This is a genomic window from Arthrobacter sp. SLBN-100, assembly GCF_006715305.1.
Taxonomy (GTDB): domain Bacteria; phylum Actinomycetota; class Actinomycetes; order Actinomycetales; family Micrococcaceae; genus Arthrobacter.
Genome location: NZ_VFMY01000001.1, coordinates 3,995,741 through 4,019,056, shown reverse-complemented (window position 1 = coordinate 4,019,056; position 23,316 = coordinate 3,995,741). Strand labels below are relative to the sequence as shown.

The 23,316-nt window shown below is 64.3% G+C and carries 25 protein-coding genes and 1 pseudogene; 12 read left to right on the top strand and 14 right to left on the bottom strand.

Annotated features, from left to right (window positions below):
- Positions 1-49: 49 nt before the first annotated feature.
- Positions 50-1,429: an MFS transporter gene (locus tag FBY31_RS18550; protein ID WP_160142483.1), complete on the bottom strand. Its 1,380-nt coding sequence runs from the start codon at positions 1,427-1,429 to the stop codon at positions 50-52.
- A gap of 369 nt (positions 1,430-1,798) precedes the next feature.
- Between FBY31_RS18550 and FBY31_RS18545 the strand changes: the two genes are divergently transcribed.
- Both FBY31_RS18545 and FBY31_RS18540 read left to right on the top strand, forming a co-directional pair.
- Positions 1,799-2,464, top strand: a complete 666-nt coding sequence (locus tag FBY31_RS18545; protein WP_142043994.1) for a GntR family transcriptional regulator — start codon at positions 1,799-1,801, stop codon at positions 2,462-2,464.
- Entirely contained in the window at positions 2,457-3,293 is an 837-nt protein-coding gene (locus FBY31_RS18540) for an HpcH/HpaI aldolase/citrate lyase family protein (protein ID WP_142043992.1), read from the top strand. The genes FBY31_RS18545 and FBY31_RS18540 overlap by 8 nt, the downstream gene beginning before the upstream one ends.
- Before the next feature lie 54 nt (positions 3,294-3,347).
- Here FBY31_RS18540 and FBY31_RS18535 read toward each other — a convergent pair whose 3' ends face one another.
- On the bottom strand, positions 3,348-3,683 hold the full coding sequence (locus FBY31_RS18535; RefSeq protein ID WP_142043990.1) for a cupin domain-containing protein: 336 nt from the start codon (positions 3,681-3,683) through the stop codon (positions 3,348-3,350).
- Between the two features lie 90 nt (positions 3,684-3,773).
- Here FBY31_RS18535 and FBY31_RS18530 point away from each other — a divergent pair, with 90 nt between their 5' ends.
- Both FBY31_RS18530 and FBY31_RS18525 read left to right on the top strand, forming a co-directional pair.
- Positions 3,774-5,075 carry a hemolysin family protein gene (locus tag FBY31_RS18530; protein WP_142043988.1) on the top strand — a complete coding sequence of 434 codons (1,302 nt, stop codon included), beginning with the start codon at positions 3,774-3,776 and terminating at the stop codon, positions 5,073-5,075.
- A gap of 32 nt (positions 5,076-5,107) precedes the next feature.
- Complete coding sequence (locus FBY31_RS18525; RefSeq protein ID WP_142043986.1) at positions 5,108-5,842, top strand: hypothetical protein; 735 nt, start codon at positions 5,108-5,110, stop codon at positions 5,840-5,842.
- An 11-nt stretch (positions 5,843-5,853) separates the two neighbouring features.
- Here FBY31_RS18525 and FBY31_RS18520 read toward each other — a convergent pair whose 3' ends face one another.
- Complete coding sequence (locus FBY31_RS18520) at positions 5,854-6,732, bottom strand: MurR/RpiR family transcriptional regulator (protein ID WP_142043984.1); 879 nt, start codon at positions 6,730-6,732, stop codon at positions 5,854-5,856.
- A 109-nt stretch (positions 6,733-6,841) separates the two neighbouring features.
- On the opposite strand from FBY31_RS18520, the pseudogene FBY31_RS18515 reads away from it, so the two are divergent.
- The 5 genes and pseudogenes from FBY31_RS18515 to FBY31_RS18500 all read left to right on the top strand — a co-directional run.
- Positions 6,842-7,924, top strand: a pseudogene (locus tag FBY31_RS18515) (MFS transporter); the annotation flags it as partial.
- A 64-nt stretch (positions 7,925-7,988) separates the two neighbouring features.
- Entirely contained in the window at positions 7,989-8,237 is a 249-nt protein-coding gene (locus FBY31_RS23680; protein WP_327436931.1) for a hypothetical protein, read from the top strand.
- A gap of 11 nt (positions 8,238-8,248) precedes the next feature.
- On the top strand, positions 8,249-8,722 hold the full coding sequence (locus FBY31_RS18510) for a GAF domain-containing protein (protein ID WP_142043982.1): 474 nt from the start codon (positions 8,249-8,251) through the stop codon (positions 8,720-8,722).
- On the top strand, positions 8,723-9,988 hold the full coding sequence (locus tag FBY31_RS18505; RefSeq protein WP_142043980.1) for a metal-dependent hydrolase family protein: 1,266 nt from the start codon (positions 8,723-8,725) through the stop codon (positions 9,986-9,988).
- Positions 9,989-10,183: 195 nt separating this feature from the next.
- Positions 10,184-10,618, top strand: coding sequence for a nuclear transport factor 2 family protein (locus FBY31_RS18500; RefSeq protein WP_142043978.1), 435 nt, complete (start codon positions 10,184-10,186; stop codon positions 10,616-10,618).
- A gap of 65 nt (positions 10,619-10,683) precedes the next feature.
- Here FBY31_RS18500 and FBY31_RS18495 read toward each other — a convergent pair whose 3' ends face one another.
- From FBY31_RS18495 to FBY31_RS18465, 7 genes are all read right to left on the bottom strand, one after another.
- The gene (locus tag FBY31_RS18495) at positions 10,684-12,579 is read right to left on the bottom strand and encodes a hypothetical protein (protein ID WP_142043976.1); all 1,896 of its coding nucleotides are present in this window, start codon (positions 12,577-12,579) and stop codon (positions 10,684-10,686) included.
- 245 nt (positions 12,580-12,824) lie between these two features.
- Positions 12,825-13,514: an excalibur calcium-binding domain-containing protein gene (locus FBY31_RS18490; protein ID WP_142043974.1), complete on the bottom strand. Its 690-nt coding sequence runs from the start codon at positions 13,512-13,514 to the stop codon at positions 12,825-12,827.
- Positions 13,515-13,578: 64 nt separating this feature from the next.
- A complete protein-coding gene (locus FBY31_RS18485) occupies positions 13,579-14,610 on the bottom strand; it encodes a GmrSD restriction endonuclease domain-containing protein (RefSeq protein ID WP_200833399.1) in 1,032 nt (343 codons plus the stop codon).
- A gap of 321 nt (positions 14,611-14,931) precedes the next feature.
- Positions 14,932-15,312, bottom strand: coding sequence for a VOC family protein (locus FBY31_RS18480; protein ID WP_142043972.1), 381 nt, complete (start codon positions 15,310-15,312; stop codon positions 14,932-14,934).
- 218 nt (positions 15,313-15,530) lie between these two features.
- Positions 15,531-16,043 (bottom strand): mycothiol transferase, encoded by a 513-nt coding sequence (locus FBY31_RS18475; RefSeq protein WP_142043970.1) that lies wholly within the window; start codon positions 16,041-16,043, stop codon positions 15,531-15,533.
- Between the two features lie 90 nt (positions 16,044-16,133).
- The gene (locus FBY31_RS18470) at positions 16,134-16,346 is read right to left on the bottom strand and encodes a hypothetical protein (RefSeq protein WP_142043968.1); all 213 of its coding nucleotides are present in this window, start codon (positions 16,344-16,346) and stop codon (positions 16,134-16,136) included.
- A gap of 46 nt (positions 16,347-16,392) precedes the next feature.
- Positions 16,393-16,737, bottom strand: coding sequence for an iron chaperone (locus FBY31_RS18465; protein ID WP_142043966.1), 345 nt, complete (start codon positions 16,735-16,737; stop codon positions 16,393-16,395).
- A gap of 129 nt (positions 16,738-16,866) precedes the next feature.
- On the opposite strand from FBY31_RS18465, the gene FBY31_RS18460 reads away from it, so the two are divergent.
- On the top strand, positions 16,867-17,268 hold the full coding sequence (locus tag FBY31_RS18460; RefSeq protein ID WP_142043964.1) for a DUF1801 domain-containing protein: 402 nt from the start codon (positions 16,867-16,869) through the stop codon (positions 17,266-17,268).
- 105 nt (positions 17,269-17,373) lie between these two features.
- Here the strand turns inward: FBY31_RS18460 and FBY31_RS18455 are convergent, their stop codons facing one another.
- The 3 genes from FBY31_RS18455 to FBY31_RS18445 form a co-directional block, all read right to left on the bottom strand.
- The gene (locus FBY31_RS18455) at positions 17,374-18,867 is read right to left on the bottom strand and encodes an HNH endonuclease signature motif containing protein (protein WP_142043962.1); all 1,494 of its coding nucleotides are present in this window, start codon (positions 18,865-18,867) and stop codon (positions 17,374-17,376) included.
- 98 nt (positions 18,868-18,965) lie between these two features.
- Positions 18,966-19,832, bottom strand: coding sequence for an alpha/beta hydrolase (locus FBY31_RS18450; protein WP_142043960.1), 867 nt, complete (start codon positions 19,830-19,832; stop codon positions 18,966-18,968).
- Entirely contained in the window at positions 19,816-20,355 is a 540-nt protein-coding gene (locus FBY31_RS18445) for a GNAT family N-acetyltransferase (protein WP_142043958.1), read from the bottom strand. Before FBY31_RS18445 ends, FBY31_RS18450 begins: the two co-directional genes overlap by 17 nt.
- Before the next feature lie 124 nt (positions 20,356-20,479).
- Here FBY31_RS18445 and FBY31_RS18440 point away from each other — a divergent pair, with 124 nt between their 5' ends.
- Together FBY31_RS18440 and FBY31_RS18435 are read left to right on the top strand one after the other, a co-directional pair.
- Positions 20,480-20,941 (top strand): MarR family winged helix-turn-helix transcriptional regulator, encoded by a 462-nt coding sequence (locus tag FBY31_RS18440; protein ID WP_442858191.1) that lies wholly within the window; start codon positions 20,480-20,482, stop codon positions 20,939-20,941.
- Entirely contained in the window at positions 20,938-22,197 is a 1,260-nt protein-coding gene (locus FBY31_RS18435) for an MFS transporter (RefSeq protein WP_142043956.1), read from the top strand. Before FBY31_RS18440 ends, FBY31_RS18435 begins: the two co-directional genes overlap by 4 nt.
- A 16-nt stretch (positions 22,198-22,213) precedes the next feature.
- On the opposite strand, the gene FBY31_RS18430 is transcribed toward FBY31_RS18435, so the two are convergent.
- Positions 22,214-23,170: a 2-hydroxyacid dehydrogenase gene (locus FBY31_RS18430; protein WP_142045541.1), complete on the bottom strand. Its 957-nt coding sequence runs from the start codon at positions 23,168-23,170 to the stop codon at positions 22,214-22,216.
- Positions 23,171-23,316 lie beyond the last annotated feature (146 nt).

Sequence of the window (23,316 nt, the reverse complement as noted above, 5' to 3'; positions counted from 1 at the left end):
CCCTGCCTTACAGCTGGAGAAGGGATGACTGGAGTTTGTTGGCTTGCGTTTACTGTGCGGGGACTGACTGCACAGCGGACCTGCGGGAGTTGGGGCCTTGGCCCTCGGTGTTTTCGTTGAAACGCTCGTCGCTGCCCTGATGTGCATCAGAACGGAAGTACTTGGAGTAGTAGACCGCCGTGAGGCTGACCAGGGCCATAACCACCATGAACGTCGCGATGGGCCACCAGTGTCCTGACCAGGCGAAGAGTGCCGTGGCGAGCAGTGGCGCGGTGCCGCCAAGCAGCGCACCGCTGACTTCGCGGGCGAAAGCGACGCCTGAGTAGCGGATGGCCGGAGGAAACAGTTCGGTCAGGAAGGCGGCCTGGGCGGCCATGGAGGTGGCCACCGCTCCAACGAAGCAGACAACCAGTGCGAGCAGGATCAGAACAGGCTGGCGGGTATCGATGAGCATGAACATGGGGAAGGCCCACGCTGCACCGAAGGCAGCTCCGAAGAGGAACAGCTTCCGGCGTCCCACCTTGTCCCCAAGGCGGCCGAACAGCGGCATGAATGACGCGCCGCCAAGCAGGAGCGCAGCGTTGATGCCAAGGGCAAGGACGGCGGCGAGACCCAGGTTGTTGGTCAGGTAGCTCAGCGCCCAGACCTGGGGAATGTAAGCGAAGCCTGACAGGACAAAGTTCGATCCCAGGGCAACCAGCAGCCGGCGCTTCTCGGTGCGGAACAGGCGGACTAGGGGAATCCGCTCAATCTCTTTGCCCTGCTTTGCCTTCTCGAAGGACCGGGTTTCGTTGACCTTGCGCCGGATGTACATGCTGATGAGCAGCATCACGAGGCTGAGGATGAACGGAATCCGCCAGCCCCAGGTGTAGAAAGCATCGCCGGTAATGGCGAGCACCGCCTGGAAGGACAGGAGCCCGAGGGCCGAGCCGATCCACACTCCGGCGCCGGACCAGGATGCATAGAAGCCGCGGCGGGTGGACGGTGCCGACTCCGAGGAGAGGATGACCGCTCCGGCATATTCCGCTCCGGCTCCGAGACCCTGGACAATGCGAAGCAGCACCAGCAGCAGGGGAGCTCCCAGTCCGAGGGTGGCGTGGCCGGGCAGGAGTCCGATCAGCGCGGTGCTGATTCCCATGATGGTCAACGTGGCGATCATCACCGGTTTACGGCCGATCTTGTCACCGAGATGCCCGAACACCATGCCACCGAACGGGCGGGCAAAATAGCCCACGGCGAATGTTGCGAAAGCGGCCAACAGTCCGGCTGCGGGGTCGGTGGTCCCGAAGAAGTAGGTCTTGAAAATCAGGGCCGCTGCGGCGCCGTAGAGGGCGAAGTCATACCATTCGACAAGGCTGCCGACGGCCGAGGCTGCGGCGGCGCGCCGCGCCTCGCGCTCAGCTGCTGGGGACTGGACTTTCGAATCCATTGTTGCTCCTTTGCACGTGGATTTGATCTTGCCGGCCATCTTTCTGACCGGCGAGGTTTGCCGCGTCTTTCCAGTGCTGGACTTCTTGGCGCTGGTCGCAACGCGAACGGGGGGTGCCGGCAGGGGAACTTGAGTGATCCTTGCTTTCGGCTATGAGTCTCACCAGGGAACCAGGGAAGACCTACCGCTGTGCCGCGGAACCCCGTCGGCCGCCCCTTGTTGACTCCTGCCAACTACGTTCGCAAAGAAAATGCACAGCGTCAAGAGAAAATCGATAATCTTTCAAAAGAATGCATTCTTTGCTAACCTGAGGCATAGTTCAGGCTAGTCCGGGGCATAGGTCCAGTCGGCAAGTGAAGGAGCAGCAGCGTGGCAACCAAGAGGGATCTCATCGCGGCCGAATTGCGCCGGCAGATCAGCACCGGTGAACTCGCCCGGGGGGCGCGGGTACCCCAGAGCCAGTTGGCTTCGAAATTTTCTACGAGCATCACTCCCGTGCGTGAAGCGTTAGGACTTCTCGAGGCAGAGGGCGTTCTGGTCGCAGAACCACATCATGGTGTCCGTGTGGCAACTGCGAACCTCGCCCAGGTCAAGACGGTGTACCTCATGCGGCAACTGGCCGAGCCGTATGCCATGCAACGGGCCGTGTGGAATATGAGCCGGAGGGATCTTCAAGTGGCCACAGAGCTCTTCGAAGACATGGAGCAATCAGAAAACGCCGGGGACAAGCTGGCGTTCAATGAGGCCAACAGGAAGTTCCACTTCGCCTTTTACGACCGCTGCGGGGATGACGGGCTCCGGACGGAGATCGCCCTGCTGTGGCAGCGGTACCCTTGGGACCTGCTGCAGGTTATCGAACACCGTGCCCCTGATTCGCACGGGGAACACCGCCGCATTCTTGATGCCGCACGGGCCGGAAACCTCGAACAGGTAGCCACAGCTACACGCGACCATCTCAAGCATGGCTACCTGGCCCTCGCGTCCCGGTTGTCCGATGAACCCCAGCTGGACCCTTTCCCGGTAAACGATGATTGAAACAGCCACGAGCAAGGCCTCATTCCTCTACGTTCCTGCAGACCAACCCAGACTCGTAGCCAAAGCAAGAAGTCGCCCCGGAGCCATCATTCTGGACCTGGAGGACAGCGTTGCCCCCTCCCGCAAAGGGGAAGCACTTGCCGCAGCTGTCGCCTTCCTGCAAGACGACGCGAGCCACGACGAGGCTTGGGTCCGGATCAATCCGGGCGCAGCGGGATTGTACGAGGCGGAACTCCTCACTGAATGCCCCAACCTCGCCGGGCTCTGGATCCCCAAAGCCGAGGAGCCCGCCCACGTTCAGGACATTGCCAGCAGAGTCAGCGATACACCCGGTGATGGCCCCGCTCTGGGTCTTTTAATCGAAAGCGCCCGCGGAGTGCTCGCTTTGGCCGAGCTGCTGAGGCTGCCCGAAACCCAACAGGTACAGCTGGGCGAAATCGATCTGGCCGCTGATCTACGGCACGCCGCTTCCGATTCCGAAAACATGACCTGGTTCCGTCACTGGCTCATTACCCACGCCGCTGCAGCGGGCCTTCCCCAGCCGGTCGGTCCTGTGGACGCCGACTACACAAACCTTGCCGGTTTTAGGGCCTCCTGCCTCAGTCTTAGGGACATCGGGTTTGGAAGCCGGGCCTGCATCCACCCCGCACAGGCCGATATCGCGGAGCAGGTTTTTGGCACGAGCGCCGAAGACCTCGTCGCGGCACACGCCCTTCTCGACCGGTATGAAGCCGCGCTCAGGGAAAACCGCGGAGCCCTGGGCGATGGCAGCGGGTCAATGATCGACGCCGCAAGCGTCCGGTCGGCCCGCCGCCTCACCGGACGCTAAATCGTCCACTGGGCCTGGGAACCATTGTGCCAGCTGTTCCCGGGCCGCACTGCGCTACCGGTCCAGCTTCACCGCCGTGAACAGCACCGCCGAATCCTCCTCCGCCTCCAAACTGTGCATCCCGTCCGGGACGATCAGCAGGTCCCCGGTCTTGCCCTGCCACGCCTCACCGCCGGACTTCAGCCAGACCGAGCCCTTGATCACGAAGACCGTGGCCTCGCCCGGGTTGAGGTGTTCGCTGAGCTGTGTGCCTGCCCGGAAGGCCATGACAGTCTGGCGCAGCCTCTTCTCGTGGCCGCCGAACACTGTATCTGAAGCACGCCCGCTGGATCCGGATACGGCTGCTTCGAGCTGCTGACGGGCCAGGGCATCAATCGATATCTTCTGCATGAGGACACCGTACCCACGTTTGCCCGCGGTGCCGATAGCCAGTCGTCCGCCGGTCACCAGCGGCGGGCCACAGCGCGGTAGTGTCTGATCATGGACAGCGCCACCCTGGTCAATTTCCTGTTGGTCCTCTTCTTTGTGCTGCTGGGCGGAGTCTTCTCCGGCACCGAAATGGCGCTGGTGTCCCTCCGCGAAAGCCAGGTGCGACGGATGGAGAAGGCAGGAAAAAGCGGCGCGCGTATCGCCGCGCTGGCCGGGAACCCTAACCGTTTCCTCTCAACAGTCCAGATCGGCGTGACCCTGTCCGGCTTCTTTTCGGCGGCCTATGGCGCCTCTACTATCGCACCCGACGTCGAGCCTCTCCTGCGAGGCATCGGATTCGGTGCCGCGGCCGAACCCGTCGCCTTCATTGGCATGACGCTCCTGGTGGCCTATCTCTCCCTGGTGCTGGGTGAACTGGTGCCCAAGAGACTCGCCATGCAAAGCGCCGTCGGCTTCACCAAAGTCCTCGGCCCTCCCCTGCATGTCCTTTCCGAGATCATGCGGCCCGCCGTCTGGCTGCTGTCCGTATCAACGGACGCGGTGGTTCGACTCTTCGGCGGCGATCCAAACGCCAAGCAGGAGAGCGTCAGCTCTGAGGAGCTGTGGGACATGGTGGCTGAAAGCGAGTCGCTGGAAGAACACAGCCGCAACATCCTCTCGGATGTTTTCGGCGCCCGGGACCGGTCGCTGCAGGAGGTCATGCGCCCCCGTACTGAGGTGGCCTTCATCAACGGCAACCTCACCATCGCGGCAGCCCGCAGCCTTGTCCTCGACGGCCCCTATTCGCGCTATCCCGTCATCGACAAGAGGCCCGACGATGTCCTGGGCTTCATCCACATCCGTGACCTGATGCCGAGGGACGGCAGGTACGACGACGGCCTGGTGCGGGACATCGTCCGCGAGATCCTCCCGCTGCCGGGAACCAACAAGGTGGTCCCGTCACTTTCCCGCATGCGCAGGCTGGGCCAGCAGATCGCACTGGTAGTGGACGAATACGGAGGCACCGACGGCATCGTCACGCTGGAGGACCTGGTGGAGGAGCTCGTGGGCGAGATTTACGACGAGTACGACGCCGGTGCGGACCCCGAGGACCGCGTCACCAAGGCCAACGGGTCAGTGGATGTCGACGGCGGGCTGATCCTTCAGGAGTTCGCTTCGGCGTCCGGGATTGAACTGCCTGAAGGGCACTATGAGACAGTGGCCGGGTTCGTCATCGACCGGCTGGGCCGGTTGCCCCGGATCGGCGACTGCGTGGAGGTGGCAGGACACCTGCTGACCGTCACCGCGATGGACAGGCTGCGGATCGCACGGATCCACGTGGCGCCCGCGGACGGACAGCCGGGCGTAGACTGAGCCCCACCCACTCGAGGCGGAGGCAACAAGCCATGAAAAGCATCCGGGAACAGGTCCTTGAAGCCGAACAGCATGCCGAACTTGGGCCCGGAGACGATGAGCAGTTTTCGGGGTACGGCGTGATGGGAGTGACCTTCAGTTCCGGCCACGTCCTCGCGATGCGGCGGTTCCCCGTGATCAGCGTCGGCCCCGGCTACACCTCAGTCTGGCTGCGCCGGCCCTCCGGTTCCTGGAGCATCTACGCCGACGCGCCGCCGGAGCTTTCCTGCGCCCGTTACTTTGGCGCAGCCCTGGAGAAAACAGTTCAATGTCCCGTGGCCGTCACCTGGACGGCCGACAACAGCTTCAGGGTCGAAGTCGGCGGGGAGGTGGACCTGGTGTGGGAGCTTGAGCTGGAGGCAACTCCCATGACGCAGGCCATGACGGCAGCCCTCAGCTCAATGCCCGGCTCCCTCCTGGCGAGCAAGTCATTCCTGAAAGCCATGGGTGCCGCGGCAGGACCTGCGTTGCGGGCGGGCCGGCTGGGACTGACGGGCACTGTGCCGAACCGGCAGGGGTTTCGCGCCAAACCTCGCCGGATGTGGTTCATCTCCCGAACCTCGGCCACCCTCGGCGGCGAGGACCTGGGGAGCCGGCAGCCCTTGCGCGTCCAGACCCGGCTGGGCGATTTCTGGATCCCCCAGCGCGGCATCTTCCTGATCGGCTCGTCGTCCTTTGACCGGTTCGATCCGGCCCGCCACCTTGCTGCCAGCACTCGTCCAACCTGAAAAGGCCCGTCCTAGGAGCTTGAGCGCGGGTGCATGATCCGCATCTGGTCCCAGGTCCGTTCGGACGCGGCGATGTTCTTGTTTGAACGCTCCCGGTCCAGGGAAGCAAGTTCGACGGCGATCGCCTGGACTGCCGCGACGGCTCCCGTCAGTGACGGGAAAAAACCCGCGCCTTCGGTGGGGACAACTATCCGCTGCCCTGCGTGTTCGGCAACGGGAGAACCGGCACTGTCCGTGATTGAAGCGATGGTGGAGCCTACGCTGTGGGCGATCTCCATGGCCCGCATGGTGCTGTCGTAAACCCGCCACAGGCTGATCACTATCACCAGGTCCTCGGAGGTCACCCGCGCGAGGGTATTCGTCAATGCAGCGACGTCAGCGTCGAGCAGCCGGACGTTGTAGCCCGCAATGACGGCGTTGTGCTCTAGCGCCTTTCCCGGGATTGCGTAGCTTCCGGCGGCAACAATCAGGGTCTGCCGAGCGCCCGCAATCGCTTCCGCGATGGCGCGGACAGTGCCCGGATCGAGTGTCCGCTCCAGATGCGCCAGGTTGGCCCTGTCCGTGGAGACCGCGGCCTGGGCCGGACTGCTGACGTGGCCGTTATGTTCGGCTGCGACTTCGAGGGCGCTCAACGACGCCAGGAACCGTGACCGGAGCTCGAACTGGAAGTCCGCCCAGCCCTTGAATTCCAGAGCCTGGGCGGTCCTGGTCACGGTGGAAGCATTCGACGATGCGGCTGCCGCGATGTCGCTGACGGAGCCGTAGGAGGCAAGCCGGGGCTGTGACCGGAGAACGCCAATAACCTGCATCTGCCGGGCGGCCAACTTCCGTCCGTGCACACGGCTGTCCAGCCACTCAGTAACCGACGAAGAGTTAATTTCTTGTTGCACCTATTGACCTACCTCACACTCGGGCCGTAACTTCGATACATCCCATCTGCACGGATCTGTGCATATTCCTCAAAATGTACAACTTGGCCCACTCTGGCAGGAACCCCACATGTCTCTCACCGCACGCTTGGACCGCCTGGCTCTCAGTCGTCCACACTACAAGCTTCTCCTCATCGGAGGCCTCGGCTACTCGTTCGACGGCATGGACGGGGCAGTGGTCGCATTCCTGCTCCCGCGCATCCAGGAACTCTGGGGCCTCAGCAACGCAAGCCTTGGCCTGGTGGGTTCGGCCGCCCCGCTGGGCTTCTTCTTTGGAGCCATCCTGTCCGGATGGATGGGCGACCGGTTCGGCCGCAAGAAGGTGATGCTCTGGGCGCTTGCCTTCTACTGCCTCATGTCTGTGGTGGCCGCCATGGCGCCGAACTTCGAGGTCTTCCTGATTGCACGGATCTTTGCAGGATTGGGTGCGGGTGCTGAGAGCGTCATCATCGCGCCGTTCCTGTCCGAGTTCATCCCGCCCAAGCGCCGCGGCTGGTTCATTGGAACGCTGGCCGGATTCTTCTCCTTTGGCTTCGTGGGTGCGGCACTGATTGGCCGCTTTGTCGTCCCTCTGGGCGAGGACGGCTGGCGCTGGGCCCAGGTGATAACCGCCGTCCCGATCCTCCTCCTGCTCTGGTGGCGGCGAAGCCTGCCCGAATCCCCCCGCTTCCTGATTAGCCGTGGCCGCATTGCTGAAGCAACCGAAGTGGTGGAGCGCTTTGAGCAGAGCGTCATGAAGGCAACCGGCAAGAACCTCGCCACGCTCCCGCCCGCCAGCGAAGAGATCATCAAGCACGAGCAGAAAATCAGCATCTGGAACGCCCTGAAGTTCATGTGGTCCAAGGCCATGCGGCGCCGGACCGCTGTAATCTGGCTGATCTGGTTCGTGATCACGTTCTCCTACTACGGCTTCTTCTCCTGGATCCCCACCCTGCTGGTGGGCCGCGGCATCACCGTCACCAAGAGCTTCGAGTACTCGATCATCATTTACCTCGCACAGATTCCAGGCTATTTCTCCGCCGCGTGGCTCAACGACCGGATCGACCGGAAGAACACCATCGCCCTGTACCTCGCGGGCTCGGCGCTCAGCGCCTTCTGGCTGAGCCAGTCCAACGACTCCGGCATGATCCTGGTGGCGGCGGCAACCTTGTCCTTCTTCCTGAACGGCACCTACGCCGGCGTTTACGCCTACACACCTGAGCTGTTTCCCCACCTGGATGCGAGCCACCGGTGTGGGCCTGGCCAGCGCGGTGGGACGCATCGGCAGCATCCTGGCGCCGTCCATCATCGGTATCTTCTCGGTGGCCCTTGGTTTCGGCGGCGTGTTCGTGATGACCACGGTGGTACTGACCGTCGGCGTCCTTGGCGTGGTCATCTTCGGTGCATCCACTGCCGGCAAATCCCTCGAGGACATCAATGCCCGCGCCGAGCATGATCCGGCACCCGCGGGAACGGCACAGAAATGAGCGGAACATCAATGACAACAGACACAGTGTTCCAACAGACCTTCGATGCCATGCGGGAGGATCCCGGCGTCATCCTCTTCACCGCGCTGCAATGGATCCCGGAACGGTCAAGCCTTCGCCGGCTCTTCACCAGCCACCCGGCAGACTACCCCGTGGGCGGCGAGAAAACCGTCGAGATCTCCCCGGGCTGGCTGGGAACGGTCATCGAAGACAAGAAACCATTCCTGGCCGCCGACCTGAACGCGCTGCGTGAGGTCTTCGCCGATTCCGAACTCATCCAGCGGCTCGGGTGCGGCGCGGTCATCAACGTTCCTGTCCTCGACGGCGGCAACGTGGTGGGCGTCCTCGCCATGCTGGACGCGGAAGGCCGCTACACGCAGCACAGCGTGGAAGCCGCCGTCGACGTCGTCAACCGGAACCTGGCCGGCCTCACCGAAGCCTTTGCAGCCCATCCCCACGAAGTCCCCGGGAAGGACACCATCTAAATGAGCACCGCCCCGAACACCCAGGCCTCCACTGAAGACACAACCGGCAGCGCTGCCCTGGTGATCCGCCACGCCAGCGTGCTGGACGTGAGCGCAGGCACTTACTCCGTTGCCGACGTCGTCAGTAGTGACGGAAAGATCAGCAGCGTCGGCCCGGATGCCGAAGCGCCCCCGGGAGCGCACGAGGTCGATGGCACCGGAAAGTTCATCATTCCGGGGCTCATCGACTGCCACGTCCATGTGGTCGCCTCCAGCGCCGACTTCCGGTCGCTGACGTGGACACCGGCCTCGTACGTTTATGCGCAGACGGCCCGGATCATGGGCCAGATGCTGCGCCGCGGCTTCACCACCGTCCGGGACCTCTCCGGTGCGGACTTCGGCCTGGCGATGGCACAGCAGGAAGGCCTGCTGGACGGCCCGAAGATCCACTTCTGCGGGCACGCGCTGAGCCAGACCGGCGGGCATGGCGACATGCGGCTTCCGGGTGAAGACCATGACCCCAACGGGCGTGGATGCTGCGGCATTGGCCGCGTGGCCGACGGTGTCGACGCCGTGCGGGCCGCCGCACGCGACGAGCTCCGCAAGGGCGCCCACCACATCAAGATCATGGCCTCCGGCGGTGTTTCATCGCCCACGGACCGCATCGACTCCACCCAGTATTCGATGGAGGAAATGCGTGCGGCCGTGGAGGAGGCCGAAGCCGCCAACCGCTACGTCGCTGCCCATGCCTACACTGCCCGTGCCATCAACCGTGCCCTTGAGGCCGGCGTCCGTTCCATCGAGCACGGCAACCTGCTCGACGACGAAAGCCTCCGCCTGTTCCTCGAAAAGGACGCCTTCCTGGTTCCCACCCTGGTGACGTACTGGGCCCTTAAAGAGGAAGGCAGGAGCTTCGGCCTCACCGAGGACATGTGGGCCAAGGTGGACTCCGTACTCACCAGCGGCCTCGAGGCAATCGCCCGCGCGCACGAAGCCGGAGTCAAGATGGCGTACGGAACCGACCTCCTTGGCGGCATGCACCGCCATCAGAACGAACAGTTCCGGCTTCTGGGGAAGGTCCAGCCGGCAATCGATGCCATCCGCTCGGCAACCACGACGGCGGCCCAGCTGCTGGGACGCGAAGGCCAGATCGGCGTCGTGGCACCAGGCGCGGACGCCGACATGCTGGTGCTGTCCGCCGACCCGCTTGCGGACATCTCGGTGCTGGCCGACATTGCCGACCACTTGGACGTACTGATCCAGGACGGGCGGGTAGTCAGCCCCTGATCCGAAAGCTGGGTGGCCAGGTCGCGTGTGGGGGCTGGCTCCGCTGGTCGCGCTGCCGTTCTGAAGGGGTAGCACGGCTCATTGACAGCCATCCGGGGCGGGCGTGGAATTTGATTGGCTCCGACAATCAGCCGAAGCCAAATTCACGAAGCGGCCTCCGCTTCCGTGAGGCCGCCCAAAAATTGGAGGTCCACCATGGGTCAGGCACGCGAGGTCATGGATCGCTTAAACAGGGCCATGGAATCAAAAGACAAAGAGACACTGTCCAGCAGCTACGCCGCTGAGGCCGTGGCCTACACTCCGGACCAAGGGGAGATCCGCGGGCGTGACGCCATCATCAGCTACCTCTTCGACATGTGGGAAGCAATGCCGGACGTCCGGTACGAGCAGACGGGGCGGCATGAGTCCGGCAATGTGGCGATCGATGAGGGCATCGTCATCGGCACCAACACCGGGCCGCTGCGCATGCCCACAGGCGAGTCCCTTAAGCCCACTGGCAAGGAACTCAGGCTCCATAGCTGCGACGTGGCCACAGTTGAAAACGGTGAGATCACGTCTCACCACTTCTACTTTGACCAGGTGGAGTTCCTCTCACAGCTCGGACTGATGCGGGAACTGACCGCGCATTGATCAGGGGCTTAAAACACGGAGGGGGGGCGCCCAGACAGCTGCCCCCCCTCCGTGGTTTTCCAGGTTTACGGGTCTGTGAAGATCCAGAGCCCGCTATCCCTGTCACTGCCGAGGATGTAGGTCCTGCCGTCCTCACCAATGAACGTTTCCACACCCCAGAAGTCGTTGCCCGCGGCGTCCAGGTAGCCGCCGACTTCCACGAGTTCACACGTGGCAGTGTCTTCGGGGTTGTCGCACTGGATCTGGACCGCCCTCAGGCCGCCGGAGTAGTACGACAGGTACGCCAGCGATGGATCCTGCGGGTCCACGGCCACTTCGTGGACGCTCAGGTCCCCGAAGCCGAAGGCGTATGCCGGGTCATGGGCTTCCGGAATGGCGTACGTGTCCAGTTCCTCCAGCGTGGTGGCGTCCAGGAGGTGGACATAACCCCAACCGTCAAAGATCGAACCGACTTCGATTTCCGCTCCAATGGTTCCCACCGCCAGAGCTTCCGGGTAGGTCCACGGTGCATCCAGTGGTGCCAGGTCGAAGAGGCGGTGGAACGCCGCATGGGTGGTGCAGACGGCAACAATCTCGTCGACGAAAGCGCCGGAGCCGCAGAACGGTTCCGCGCCGGGCACCTCACCTGTGTGATGGTTCACGAATAGCACCGCGTCCCAGCCGGCAAGGGCTGCTTCATGTGCCTTTTCCCCTGGGAAGCAGGCTTCTTCCGGGGCACTCGGGTCCCCCACGGGTCCCCTTTGGAGCACAAGGGTGGTTTCCTCGCCAGGGGTGAGGGATTCCACGTATCCCGGGATGCTCTCGGGGGTGGGAATGGCGGTTGAATCCGGGCAGGCGTAGCCGCCATAGACTACGGGACCGTTCAAGGTCAGATCGTCCAGGATCGCCGGGGCCTGGCCGCCGCCAACGATGACGGACGGGTACGTGCCCTGGTGGGCGCCACTGGTGATCTTGAAATCATCGGTGCGGTAGGGCGCAAAATCCTCGTCCGTGCTGATGATGAACCGGTTGTCCGTCGTGAATTCGGCCTGGTGACCGTTTCCCTCAGGAGTCAGGGACACTCCCAGGGATTCCAGCAGCTGGGGATCAACCGGGGCGAAATCGGAATCACCAAGGAACTCGGCGGCGGCGGGGTCATCAACGTTCAGGAGAACGTAGCCGCCGTCCCAGTAGGAGAGCAGCATGATGAATTCGCCGTTGATTTCCTTGACCACCATGTCGTGCAGGAAGGAGTCGGTGAGTCCCAGATCAGACTGGTCCACACCGAACTCGTTCAGGTCATACTCGGCAACCAGACGGGGGCGGTGCGGGTTGGTGATGTCGAAGATGTCCACGTCCGTGGCTTCTTCGTTATCCGTCACCACCACATAGGCGTTGTCGCCCGCGTCCCAGGCGAAAGCGCTGTGGATCTCGTTGGCATCACTGCTTCCCGGTTCGCGGTCACCGAAATTCTCAGACAGCTTCTTTGGCTTGAGGGGGTCGGTAACGTCGAAGAGGGATACACCGCCCTTGGCGTTCTTGCCGCAGGCTTCGTTGTTCACCACCAGTACTTCACCGCTGAAATGTGCGGTGGTGACTTCAATGACCTGCAGGCCCTCACCCGGCCGGGTGTCCTGGTGCGACGGGATGAATCCCACCTGCTGCGGTTCCCAGTCGTCCGGGTCAGTAACCTGGTCCACCCTGGAAATGTCGACGATGTAGACGCCGGCATCCGGGCTGGTCTGTCCGCCGGTTTCCGGCCCAGCGCAGTCCGGCTCGCCCCAGTTAGCGAGGAAGGCGGTGTTCCCGTCCGGTGAAACGCTGACGTCTGCGATGAGGTCGGGGGTGTCAGTCAGATCGACGACATCCACGAGATTTATCTTTCCGTATTCTCCGGTTCCGACGAGATGGCCCTCGTCACCGGCGTGTTGGCCGTCCGGATCCGCGATGGCGCCTGTCAGCCCCAGTGCTGACAACGCCAAAGTGCTTAATGCTGCAAAAACAACCGATCTACTGCGTTGTGGCATGCTTTGCTCCCCAGCTTTGTTTTTTGTGAGCCCCCAATGGCGCTCAGCCTAAACCTGGGGTTAGTCCACTGTCTAGGGAATTGTCAGGTTCCTTTCAGGTGCGGCACATCCATCTCAGGTAGTGCCTGCTGGATGGACCAAAAAGCCGTGGATACCTTCGAAAGTGAAGGTATCCACGGCTCACTTGTGGGCGTTACTGGCTACTCGCAGGCGACGCCGTCATTGTCGCGATCAAGTGCCCCCCGGTAACCAGGCTGTCCGGCATAGAGCGGAGCCGCCCCGGCGTTTCTGGCATCCGTGCAGTTGGCGTAATAGGCCGACGCCGGCGCTTTAGCGGGTGCCGGAGCGGGGGCTGGTGCCGGAGCCGGGGCTGGTGCCGGTGCCGGTGCCGGCTTCGCGGCCTGCTGGGCAGCTGCCTGCTGCGCCGCCTGGTCGGCAGCCAATTTCGCCGCAGCGGCATCGGCAGCTGCCTTTTCCGCAGCAGCGGCATCTGCCGCAGCCTTCTCCGCAGCCGCTTTCTCAGCCGCCTCCTTCTCTGCCGCAGCCTTCTCCTCCGCCAGCTTTTCAAGGGACTTGACGCCAAGGTGCACGGTGGATCCCTTTGCCGCCTTGGTACCGTTTGTCGGGTCTTGGGAAATCACCTGCCAGTTCTTCTCCACAAGAATCGACTTGCCCTCGGCGGTGTCCTTGGCCTCGACCTCAAACCCGAGACCTTCCAGCTGATCGGTGGCTTTATCCAAGGTCAGGCCAACTACGCCCGCGACCATGACCATGTCTACAATCGCCGCAACAGCGGCAGCAGTGTCTGCCGGCTGCACCGCCGCCTGCTTGCCGCTGCAGCCGGTCAGCATGAGCCCGGCCAGGACAACCAATGTGAGCGTCTTTTTCATAATTCCCCCTAGGAATGCTTCTGATGGTGATTCACATGGGGCACCAGTGCCCCAAGAAAATGGGTCAGCTTTCGCAGGCGATGCCGTCCAAATCGCGGTCCAGCCCCGCCCGGTAGCCGGCCTCCCCTGCCTGGATCGGCGCCGCACCGGCAGCTTTTGCCGCCGCACAGTTCGCGTAGAAAACACCAGCGGCTGCGGGAACGGCCGGTGCCGGGGAAGCAACAACAGGCGCGGGCTCCGCTGCGGGTGCCGGTGCTGATGCAGCAGCCGGCGCCTGCTGGTTCGTGGGTGCCAGCTGCCCGCCGCATCCGGCGAGGATGTTGGCCATCGCGTCGTGCTCAGCCTGGGTGACCCACAGGCTGTAGCTTGCCTTCACCGAAATCTGCCGCGCAACGTACTCGCACCGGAAGCCCTTGTTCGGCGGCAGCCAGGTGGCGGCGTCGCCGTCGCCCTTTTGCTGGTTGGTGGGGCCGTCCGTCGCCTGCAGGTTAAGCGGGTCGTTGGCGAAGGCCGTCCGCTGCTCAGTGGTTAACTGCTGCGCGCCTTTTTGCCAGGCGTCGCTGAGGGCCACAACATGGTCGATCTGGACGGCGACGCTGGTCCCGCTCCCCCGCAGGAAGCTGATGCTGGCGCCCGTGTACGGGTCCGCCAGCGTTCCGGTCTGCACCTTGCAGGGAACGCTGTTGGTGTAGGTGATGCCCGTCAGGTCGCGTTTGAGAATGTCATTCCGGGTGTCGCAGCCGTTGCGGTCAACGTCGGCCCACGCCTGCCCGAACAGCGCCCGGTCATAGCCTGTCTTGGGCGCGCGGCCCTTGATGGGAAGCGTGGCCAGCAGGTCCATCGCCCTGGTCGCGAAGTCCGGCTGCGCTTTCGACGCCGCGGCGGCGGCCTCCGGCGCCGTTGCGTTGGAAGTTTCGGGGTCCAGTGGCACCCCCGTCTCCTGGACGGCAGGAGACGGCGACGTCGCCGGCGCAGCTTGGGCAGTTGCGGCCGTCTGGGCTGGGGCTGCTGTAGCCGTGCTGGCTGACGCGGCAGCTTCCAGATCCGCGGACAGGACACGAGGCAAGGCGACAGCACCGGCGATAAACAGTGCCAACGAAACCCCAAGGGCGATCGCCCCCGACTTCCGTGGCGGCCGTTTTCCCGGCGCTGACTCCGGCAGCTTCCCAAACTTTGACAATGTTCCCCCATAAAAAAGGCCCGGCAATGAGCCGGGCCTTTTGCTTAAGCCGCTGTGGTTATGGCTGGGAGCCTATTCGCCAACAGGAGGGTAGAAACCGAAATTCGGACAAACCTGAGGCAACTTTGATGTTCCCTTGATCCAATCCTGATGATGCCTGTCGCACAGCAGAATGTGCCTGTAACAATTCCTGCAAAGCCCGCGCGGTCAGAGTGCTCGCGCGGGCTTTGGCAAGGGCTACTTCCGTTGTGAGATGTTGAGGATGTTCCCCTCGCTGTCCAGGAACCAGGCGGACCTTCCCCAGGCGTTATCGGCAACGCCGTTTTCCGTTTTCAACCCCGGGAAATCGTAATCTTCAAACGTGACACCACGGCCGCGCATTTCTTCCATCTCGCGGTCAAGGTTGTTCACTTCCCAGCCCATCTGGGTGTTCTTGGCCGAGCCGGCATTCTCTGTCTGGTAAACCAAAAAGGATGTTCCGTTGCCACAGTGGTACATCAGGCCTTCTTCCTCCAGGGTCTCGGGGGATTCCAATCCCAGCTTGTCCCGGTAGAAGTCTTTTGCCCTGTCCAGGTCCTTCGCGGGAAGGACAGCCATGATTGCTGAATCCTTGAGCATTTGAATTCCTTTGCGCATTCTTATCGCGGTGATGGCGATGCTCTCCCCGATGGCAGTCCCGGAATGCCTCTCTCCGCGCCTGCGTGGCCGTCCACTCCGCCTTGCCGTGGGCGGCTACCTGGGACTCTGCAACGCCGCGCCAGCCATCACCGGCGCGAGGGTCCCCGAAGCCTATGTGGCCATTATGGAACTGAATTGCCGCTTCGGACATAGGAAACTTATTCTCCTGGCGTCCGGTGCAGGCCCTTCGCGTACGCCGCCTGCCCTGCATGCTGGAGGCAGTCCGCTATGGTGCTGACCAGCCGCACCCCCAAGGTGACCGGTGGGTTCCATCGGGTGTCGACGACGCGGTCCAAGTCCTCATCAACGAGTGTCCGCACAAATTCAACTGTCTGCCGGTGAACCGCGTCATAGTACTCCAGCAGCAGTTCCGCCGGGGCCCGCACTGCGTCCACTTGGTCGCTTGAGTGCCCATAGCCGGTGTCCCGGGGCCGGAGCGGCAGGCCAAAGCGGCCCAGGAAATCCTGGGCAAACCACACCTCGTCTGTACCTGCAGCATCTGAAACCTGAACATCTTCCACCCTCGCCAGGTGCCAGACCATCCACGCGATCGAGTTGCCGGTGCCCGCCGGCCGCAGGGCCAGGGTCCCGTCGTCGAGCCCGTCAAGCGTTGCTTCCACCGTCTCCCGAATCCTGCCGAAGGCATCCAGCAGCAATTCGTTTGATTTCATAATTTGCCCCCTCTGCATACAGCCGCCTCCGGATTTCCGTCCGGCCCTGAAGGAATGCGTGCAGCTGGACCGGCGGGCCCGGATGGCTGACTAGTCCTGCTCCTGCTGCCCGCCGCTTTCCGTTTCTGGCTTGTCGCGGGCCTCCCGCAGGTGCTGCTCCAGTTTTGCCTCGGCGTCCCTGCGGCGGTAGCCCATGGATCGGGCCTGCGCCGCGGTGGGATGGCGGTGCTCCCGCTCCCATGCGTGGTCATTCACCCCGGTAGTGGGCACTGCGTCGTCGTCCACTTGGTTGTTTTCACCCATACCGGATGATCTCATACACGGGTGGGCAGCAAGGCAATCGGCACGGCTAGGGCTGGATCTCCGCCATCCGCAGGCGGACCATCTCCGCCACCACATCATCGGGAACGGGATGGTCCGATGTGAACCGGACTGTTCCTTTGGACAGCGAGTAGCCGTCGAGCTTGGGGGCGACGGCGTCCACCACGGCCGGCGAGAACGGAAAGATGGACAGGTGCCTGGCCGCCGCCACCACACCGATAAGGGGTTTGCCGTTCAGCTTCAGGGCCGGCATGCCGTAGCTCATCCCCTCGACGGCCTCTGGCGCGAGGCCGCGCGCAATATCGATGACGCGCTGCAGGCAGCCGCGGTCAAGCTCCGACATGGCGGCGAGGGAATCGTCAACGGCACCCATGCGGTCATCTTAGCCCTGCAAAGACGCACGACGGCGGGACGCAGCTTCCAACGCCGGCCACCTCTTTCCCTCTCAGTTAGAACGGGGAACCATAGGCGTGAAGGCGCCGACGTTCGAAGGAGTGCACCGATGAGCTACGAGAAGGACCCTCGCGTTGACCAATACATCGACCCCCTCCCGCCCTGGCAGCAGGCCATCTGCCGGCAGGTGCGGGACCTCGTCCATGCCGCTGATCCCGAGGTCGAGGAAACTATCAAACGGACCGTCCAGCCCTACTTCGTCCTGCAGGGCAACATCTGCGCGCTGCTCGCGGCGAAGGACCACGTCAACGTCTTCCTGTACGACGGCGGCCTCACCCCGGACCCCCATCACATCATCACCGGCGGACACGGCAACAAGACCGGCCGGATGATTTCCTACTACGAGGGCGACCCCATCCAAGCGGAAGCCCTGGTCGAGATGTTCCGAGCGATCATCGCCAACAACCGCGCTGGCGGCTGGCGCAAGATCAAGGCCGGTTCCGGCGATTGAGCCGAGGCGCTGACGGTCCCCTAGCGGCCGCCCACACCCAAATGCATGAGCCTGGCGAACCCGTTGGTGATTCAGGCACGGGCAAACTGCAATGGCTCGGGACGCCTAGCCGAAGGCGCGCAGGAACCGTTCGAGTCCTTCTTCGCCTGGGGAACTTCCGATGTAGACGAAGTCCGGCGGATCGCCGGTCGCCGACTGTAGTTGGTGTGGCCAGTGCGGTGGTTCCCAGTCGTGGTGTTCGGCTTTGTAGTGTCGGCCGGTGGGTGAGGTCCAGCCGGGTGAATCAGTTTTGGTGGCCGTTGTGGGTTCCCAGCCGGTGGCGTGTTTCAGGCGGTGATGTTTTGGGCAGAGTTGGGCCAGGTTACTGATCCCCGTATGTCCGCCCTGTTGCCAGGCTTGAAGGTGGTCTGCCTCGTTGTCCAGGGATGGGTTGTTGCAGCCGGGGAAGGTGCATCTGCCGTCCCGGAGCTGCAGTGCCTTTTTCATGGCCTTGGTAAGGCGGTAGCTGGTGCGTCCAATTTCCAGCGGGGCGCCGTCGCGGGGATCGACCAGGACGCGGTAGAACGAGGTGGCACCGCCTTCCACGAGTTCGCGCGCCATCGACGGCGGGATCGGCCCGAACCCGTCCAGCATCGCCGGTTCCTCCGTCAACCCCAACAGGGAAAATACCGGCACGGTGACCAGCACCTGCGCCTGGATCGGCGACGGTCCGCCTGGCCCTGTTCCTTCCTGACCACCGACACTGACCGCCTCGCCGTTACCGGCACTGTTCCCGGCGCTTCTGCCCGCCCCGCTGTTCAGGAGCCCGTCTGCGAGATTGTCGGCCCGGAGCTGGGGCATGGTGCGGTGCTCGTCGGGTCCCTGCATCCCCCGGGCGAGGGCCGTGAGCCGGTTCCAGCCCGCTAACGCCTGGTCGGCGGGCAGGTAGGCGGCGAGCCACGCCATGCCGTCCTGCTCCGGCCGGTATTCCACCCGCCGGTCCGCCACACCCTTGGCGTGGCGTTTCTCGATGGATTCGGCGTGATGGCGTTCCCGCCAGTTCCTGGCCTTGGCTTTGAACCGGTACGCCGGTATCTCCCCGATCGGGGCGGCCGTAGGCGGCCTGGGCACATCCGGGTCCAGGAAGTACGCCTCCAGTGCCGCCGCGCCGGCGGAGTCAAGGCCGGCCGTTTCCTCCACCACGACCAAGGCATGCGGCCAGGAGATCGCCCCTGACTGCAAGGCCGAGAGTGTTAGCGGCAACTCCTTGGACAGGGCGTGGGACGCGGCAAGGAAAGCACCCGCTGCCCGTGAACCAAGGGCCAGGAGGGCGCCGATTTCCGCGGCGACCGCCATTTCCACCGCCTGCACCGGCGCGTCCGGCGGCGCGATAGCCTGGGCAGCGTCCGCATACTTCACGGCAGCCCGCGCCTTGAAACCCGCGACCCCCGCCTCCACCACCCGCGCCCCGGCAAGAATGTCCAGGCACCCATCCGCCACACCTGCCAACGGATCAGCATCCGAGAACGCCTCCGAACCATAGCCATCCACCTCGGCATTGAGCACAGCAAGAGCGGCATTGATGTCCTCAAACGCCTTCGCCACCGCTGCCTGTCCCATAAACCAATCATGACAACGGGGTCTGACAATCCTTGCGGTACCGTGGGGGACACCGAGATCCGGAGCGCAAAGTTATTCGGCAGGAGCCCCGGCCAAAGTTAGGCGTCCCGCACCCACCCAACCTTCCCCAACCACGCGCTCAGGATCGGCAGGACCACGGAACTGTGCATCGCGCTGAGGTGGTCCAACCCGGGCAGGACCTGCACATCCCATCCAGCGGCGGTCAGCGCATCACGGTGCGTGGCAAGCGGCTCAGCGATACTTACGCGGACCCCGCCCCACTGCTCGCTGTAGTCGATCTCGTCGTGGGCCCCGGCGAACGCGAGGCGGGACAGGCCGGGCGGCACTGCAGCACCGACGTCGTCGAAATCCTGCAGCGCCTCATAGAGGGTGACGAACTGGCGGGTTTGGGCCTCGGTGGTCTGCACTGTCACTGAGTCCCAGTCCCCCGGCTCCGCCTCGGCAAGCCGAACGGCGGACGGATCAGGCGCCTGAGTGGACGCGGCATGCGCGGCGCGCGTGACCGCAAGCATGCTCCGGTAGGGCCCGTCCCACGGTGGGAAGCCACCCATCACCAGCGCCCGCAGGCGGTTCGTGTGGAGGGCCAGTTGAAGCCCGGCGAGCGCGAGCCAGGAGTAACCGTAGTAGCCAAAATCATCCGCCCCGCCGGCGTCGGCGATGGCGAGGAGGTCAGCAGCAAGGTTGTCCGGGGTTAGGGTCTGCGCGGCAGGGTGGGCCATCCGATGCCCTTCGTAGTCCGCCACGACCAGCCGGTTCGGTCCCGAAAGTCCGGCCACCAGGGCTGGTCCCAGGTCCGGGTCCCCGCCCCATTTCCGCATCATATCGGCGTCATCCGGCGGATAGGGTTCGAGCCTGACCGGAAGCAGCATGGCGGGGCCGTCACCGGTGATGGTGACGGGAATGGTCGAGCCGTCGTGGAGGACAGCTTCAGAGGTAGCGGCCATCGCCAGCCTCCTCGGCGGAAGTGGCATCCCGCCCAGGCCGGACCATCCGCAGTTCCGGCAGGGCCTCCCACTCAGGAGGAAGCAGGCCGCGCTTGCCGTCCGGCTGGAAGCCATGCCTGCGGTAGAAAGCCTGCGCCCTCAGGTTTTCCTCCAGCACCCACAGGTACGCCGGAGACTCCCCGATCGCGGCGCCCAGCAGAGCGGCCCCCAGGCCGGTGCCTTGCGCCCGGCTAAGGAGGTAGATCGAATACAACTCCAGCGGAACGGGGCCATCCCGGTCACGTCCGGGACCGGCGTCGGCAAATCCCACCATCTCGTTATTGGCATCCACGGCGATGACCCGCGGGTCAGGGACATCAAGATGCTTCCGACGGCGGGTCACCCGTTCCGGAATCGCCTTACGGCGGGCGGCGAAAAAGGCCGGAGACAGCAGGTGCGGATAGCACTCCTCGTGCGCCAGCGTGTGCATCAGCACCACGGCTTCGGCATCCTCAGGAGCGGCCTGGCGAAGTACATAGTCCATGCCCCAGCGTAACCAGTGATGCACATCAACCCCTTCAACCCTTGCCCTTCGTGCGCGGCAACAGCATACTTATTAGCAGGACTAATTAGCATTGCTAAGCATTTTCAGGAGGCGCAACGCCGCAGTGACCACAACCAACACCGAGAACGGGCAGGCCACAGGTTCCATCACCCCTGACAACCTGGCCATCGAACTCCGCACCGCCGTGATGCGCACATCCCGCCGCCTCCGCGTGGAGGCAACCGGCGACGTCATCACGCCAGGGCAATACACGGTTCTGGCCCAGCTGAACGGAAGCGGGCCTGCTACTCTCCGCGAACTGGCCGAACGGGAGCACGTGCAGGCCCCCTCCATGACCCGCATCGTCAACGCCCTCGCCGACCAAGGCTTTGTCTCCAGGGCCGCGAATCCCGACGACGGCCGCCAGGTCCGCGTGGACGTCACCGATGCCGGGCGGGCCGTCCTGGCAGAGGCCCGCAACCAGCGCACCGCCTGGCTCGCCCGGCGCGTCGCGGGGCTGAGCGAAGAGGACCGGCTGGTCCTGAGCCGCGCCGCGCACATCATGCAGGAGATGAGCGGCAAATGAGCGCCATGTTCCGAGCGCTGGAAAACCGCAACTACCGAATCTGGGCCGGCGGGGCACTCGTGTCCAATATCGGCACCTGGATGCAGCGGGTGGCGCAGGACTGGCTGGTGCTGACCGTCCTCACCAACCACTCCGGCGCCGCCCTCGGCATCACCACCGGCCTGCAGTTCCTGCCCATGCTGCTGCTCGGCCCCTACGGCGGAGTGCTGGCGGACCGCTACCGCAAGCGCATCATCCTGCTGTGGACGCAGGTGGCCATGGGCGTAACCGGGCTGGTGCTTGGACTCCTGGTGGTGACAGGCACCGCCCAGCTCTGGCACGCCTACCTGGCCGCACTCTGCCTTGGGATCGCCGGCGCCATTGACGCGCCGTCCCGCCAGGCGTTCGTTTCCGAGCTGGTGGGGCAGGACAATATCTCCAATGCCGTGGCATTGAACTCCGCGTCCTTCAACACCGCAAGGCTCACCGGGCCGGCCATCGCGGGTGTGCTGATCGCCTGGGTGGGCACCGGGCCGGTGTTCCTGCTCAATGCGGCCAGCTTTGCCGCCGTCATCATCTCGCTGTTCCGGATCCGGACCTCCGGACTGGCTCCGGCCGTCCAGGGATCACGCGGCAAGCACCAGGTGGCGGAAGGCGTGCGCTACGTCCGCCGGAGGCCCGATCTGGTGCTGATCCTCTTTATGGTGGGCATCCTGGGCGCCTTCGGCATGAACTTCCCCATCACGAATGCCCTGATGACCACCACCGAGTTCGGGGTGGGACCCGGCGAATTCGGGCTCCTCGGCTCCATCATGGCGGTGGGTACGCTGGCCGGAGCCCTGCTCGCGGCGCGCCGGGCCGGCCCGCGGCTGCGGTACCTCCTCGGCGGGGCGCTGGGCCTGGGCGCGTTCACGCTCCTCGGGAGCGTGTCGCCGTCGTTCTGGCTCTATGCCGCCGTCCTGATCCCGGTCGGCCTGGCGTCCATCACGTTCCTGAACAGCTGCAACACCAGCATCCAGCTCTCGGTGGAACCCCAGTTCCGCGGACGGGTGCTGGCCCTGTACCTGGCGATCCTGCAGGGCGGAACAGCCCTTGGCGCACCCCTGATGGGGTGGATCGGCTCCGAGTTCGGCGCACGCTGGTCCGTGGCGGCCGGCGGGGCGGTTGTCCTGGTGACCGCGCTGTTCGCCGTCATCCTGGTCAGCCGCAGGAGCCCACTCAGCTTCCGAGACAACCTACGGATGGTGCTCGGAAGACGGCGCGAGCCAGCCGTGTAATTAGAGGGGGCGGGGGTCAGCTGGTTGGAGCCGCTACGGAGGCTTGGCGCGACCCGCCGCCCAGCACCACGTTCACCGGCTCCCTGCCCTCCAGCATCAGGCCGATCTGCTTCTTGACCAGCCGGACCATCCTCGGGAACATCGCCGAACTCGCCCCGCCTACATGCGGAGTGACCAGCACACCGGGGTTGGTCCACAGCGGATGGTCGGCCGGCAGGGGCTCCGGATCCGTCACGTCCAAAGCCGCCCGCAAACGGCCCGACGACGTCTCCGCCACCAGCGCAGCAGTGTCCGCCACCGGGCCGCGGGCCACGTTCACCAGCAGCGCCCCGTCCGGCATCGCGGCCAGGAACTTTGCATCCACCAGCTGACGGGTCTCCTCGCTGAGCGGAACGCTCACCACCACGATGTCGTGCAGCGGCAGCTGCTCATACAGTGAGTCGATCCCGAAGATCTTTCCGCCCGCGTCCTGGCGTTCGCGGCTGGCCATCCTGGTCACCTGCGTTTCGAAGGGCAGCAGACGGGCCTCGATGGCCTTCCCCACTCCCCCGTAACCCACCAGCAGCACACGGCGGTCCGCGAGGCTGGGCCGCTGGCTGTTGTCCCACGTCCCGCTGGCCTGGTTGCGTACAAAGTCGGCCATGCCGCGCTGGCTGGCGATCATCATCCCCAGGGCGAGCTCCGCCGTCGACGTCTCATGGACTCCTGCCGCATTCGCGAAAAGGCAGCCTTCGGGCAGGACGTCAGCGACGCCGTCGTACCCGATGGACTGGCTTTGGACCAGGCCGATATCCACGGACTCCAGCGCCGCCAGCACCTCCGGCCCGCGCATGTACGGCGGGACCACGATGTCGAACCGCTCAGAGGGAGCGGGCCCGGAAAAGTCCCAGACAAAAAACTCGACGCCGGCAGTCGCCTCCAGCGCATCCATGAGTTTCTGATCGGGCAGGGCCACCCGCAGTGGCGCTTTCATCCCCGCACCACCGGCTTGACGTCGTGCAGCCATCACTACCTGCTCAGCTCGTTCCATAGGGAGGATCTTAGTACCGAGGGTGCGCTGCCCTCCCTCGCGTAGGCGGAAGCACCGGTTTCGAATGGCCGTATGACAAATCTGTCAAA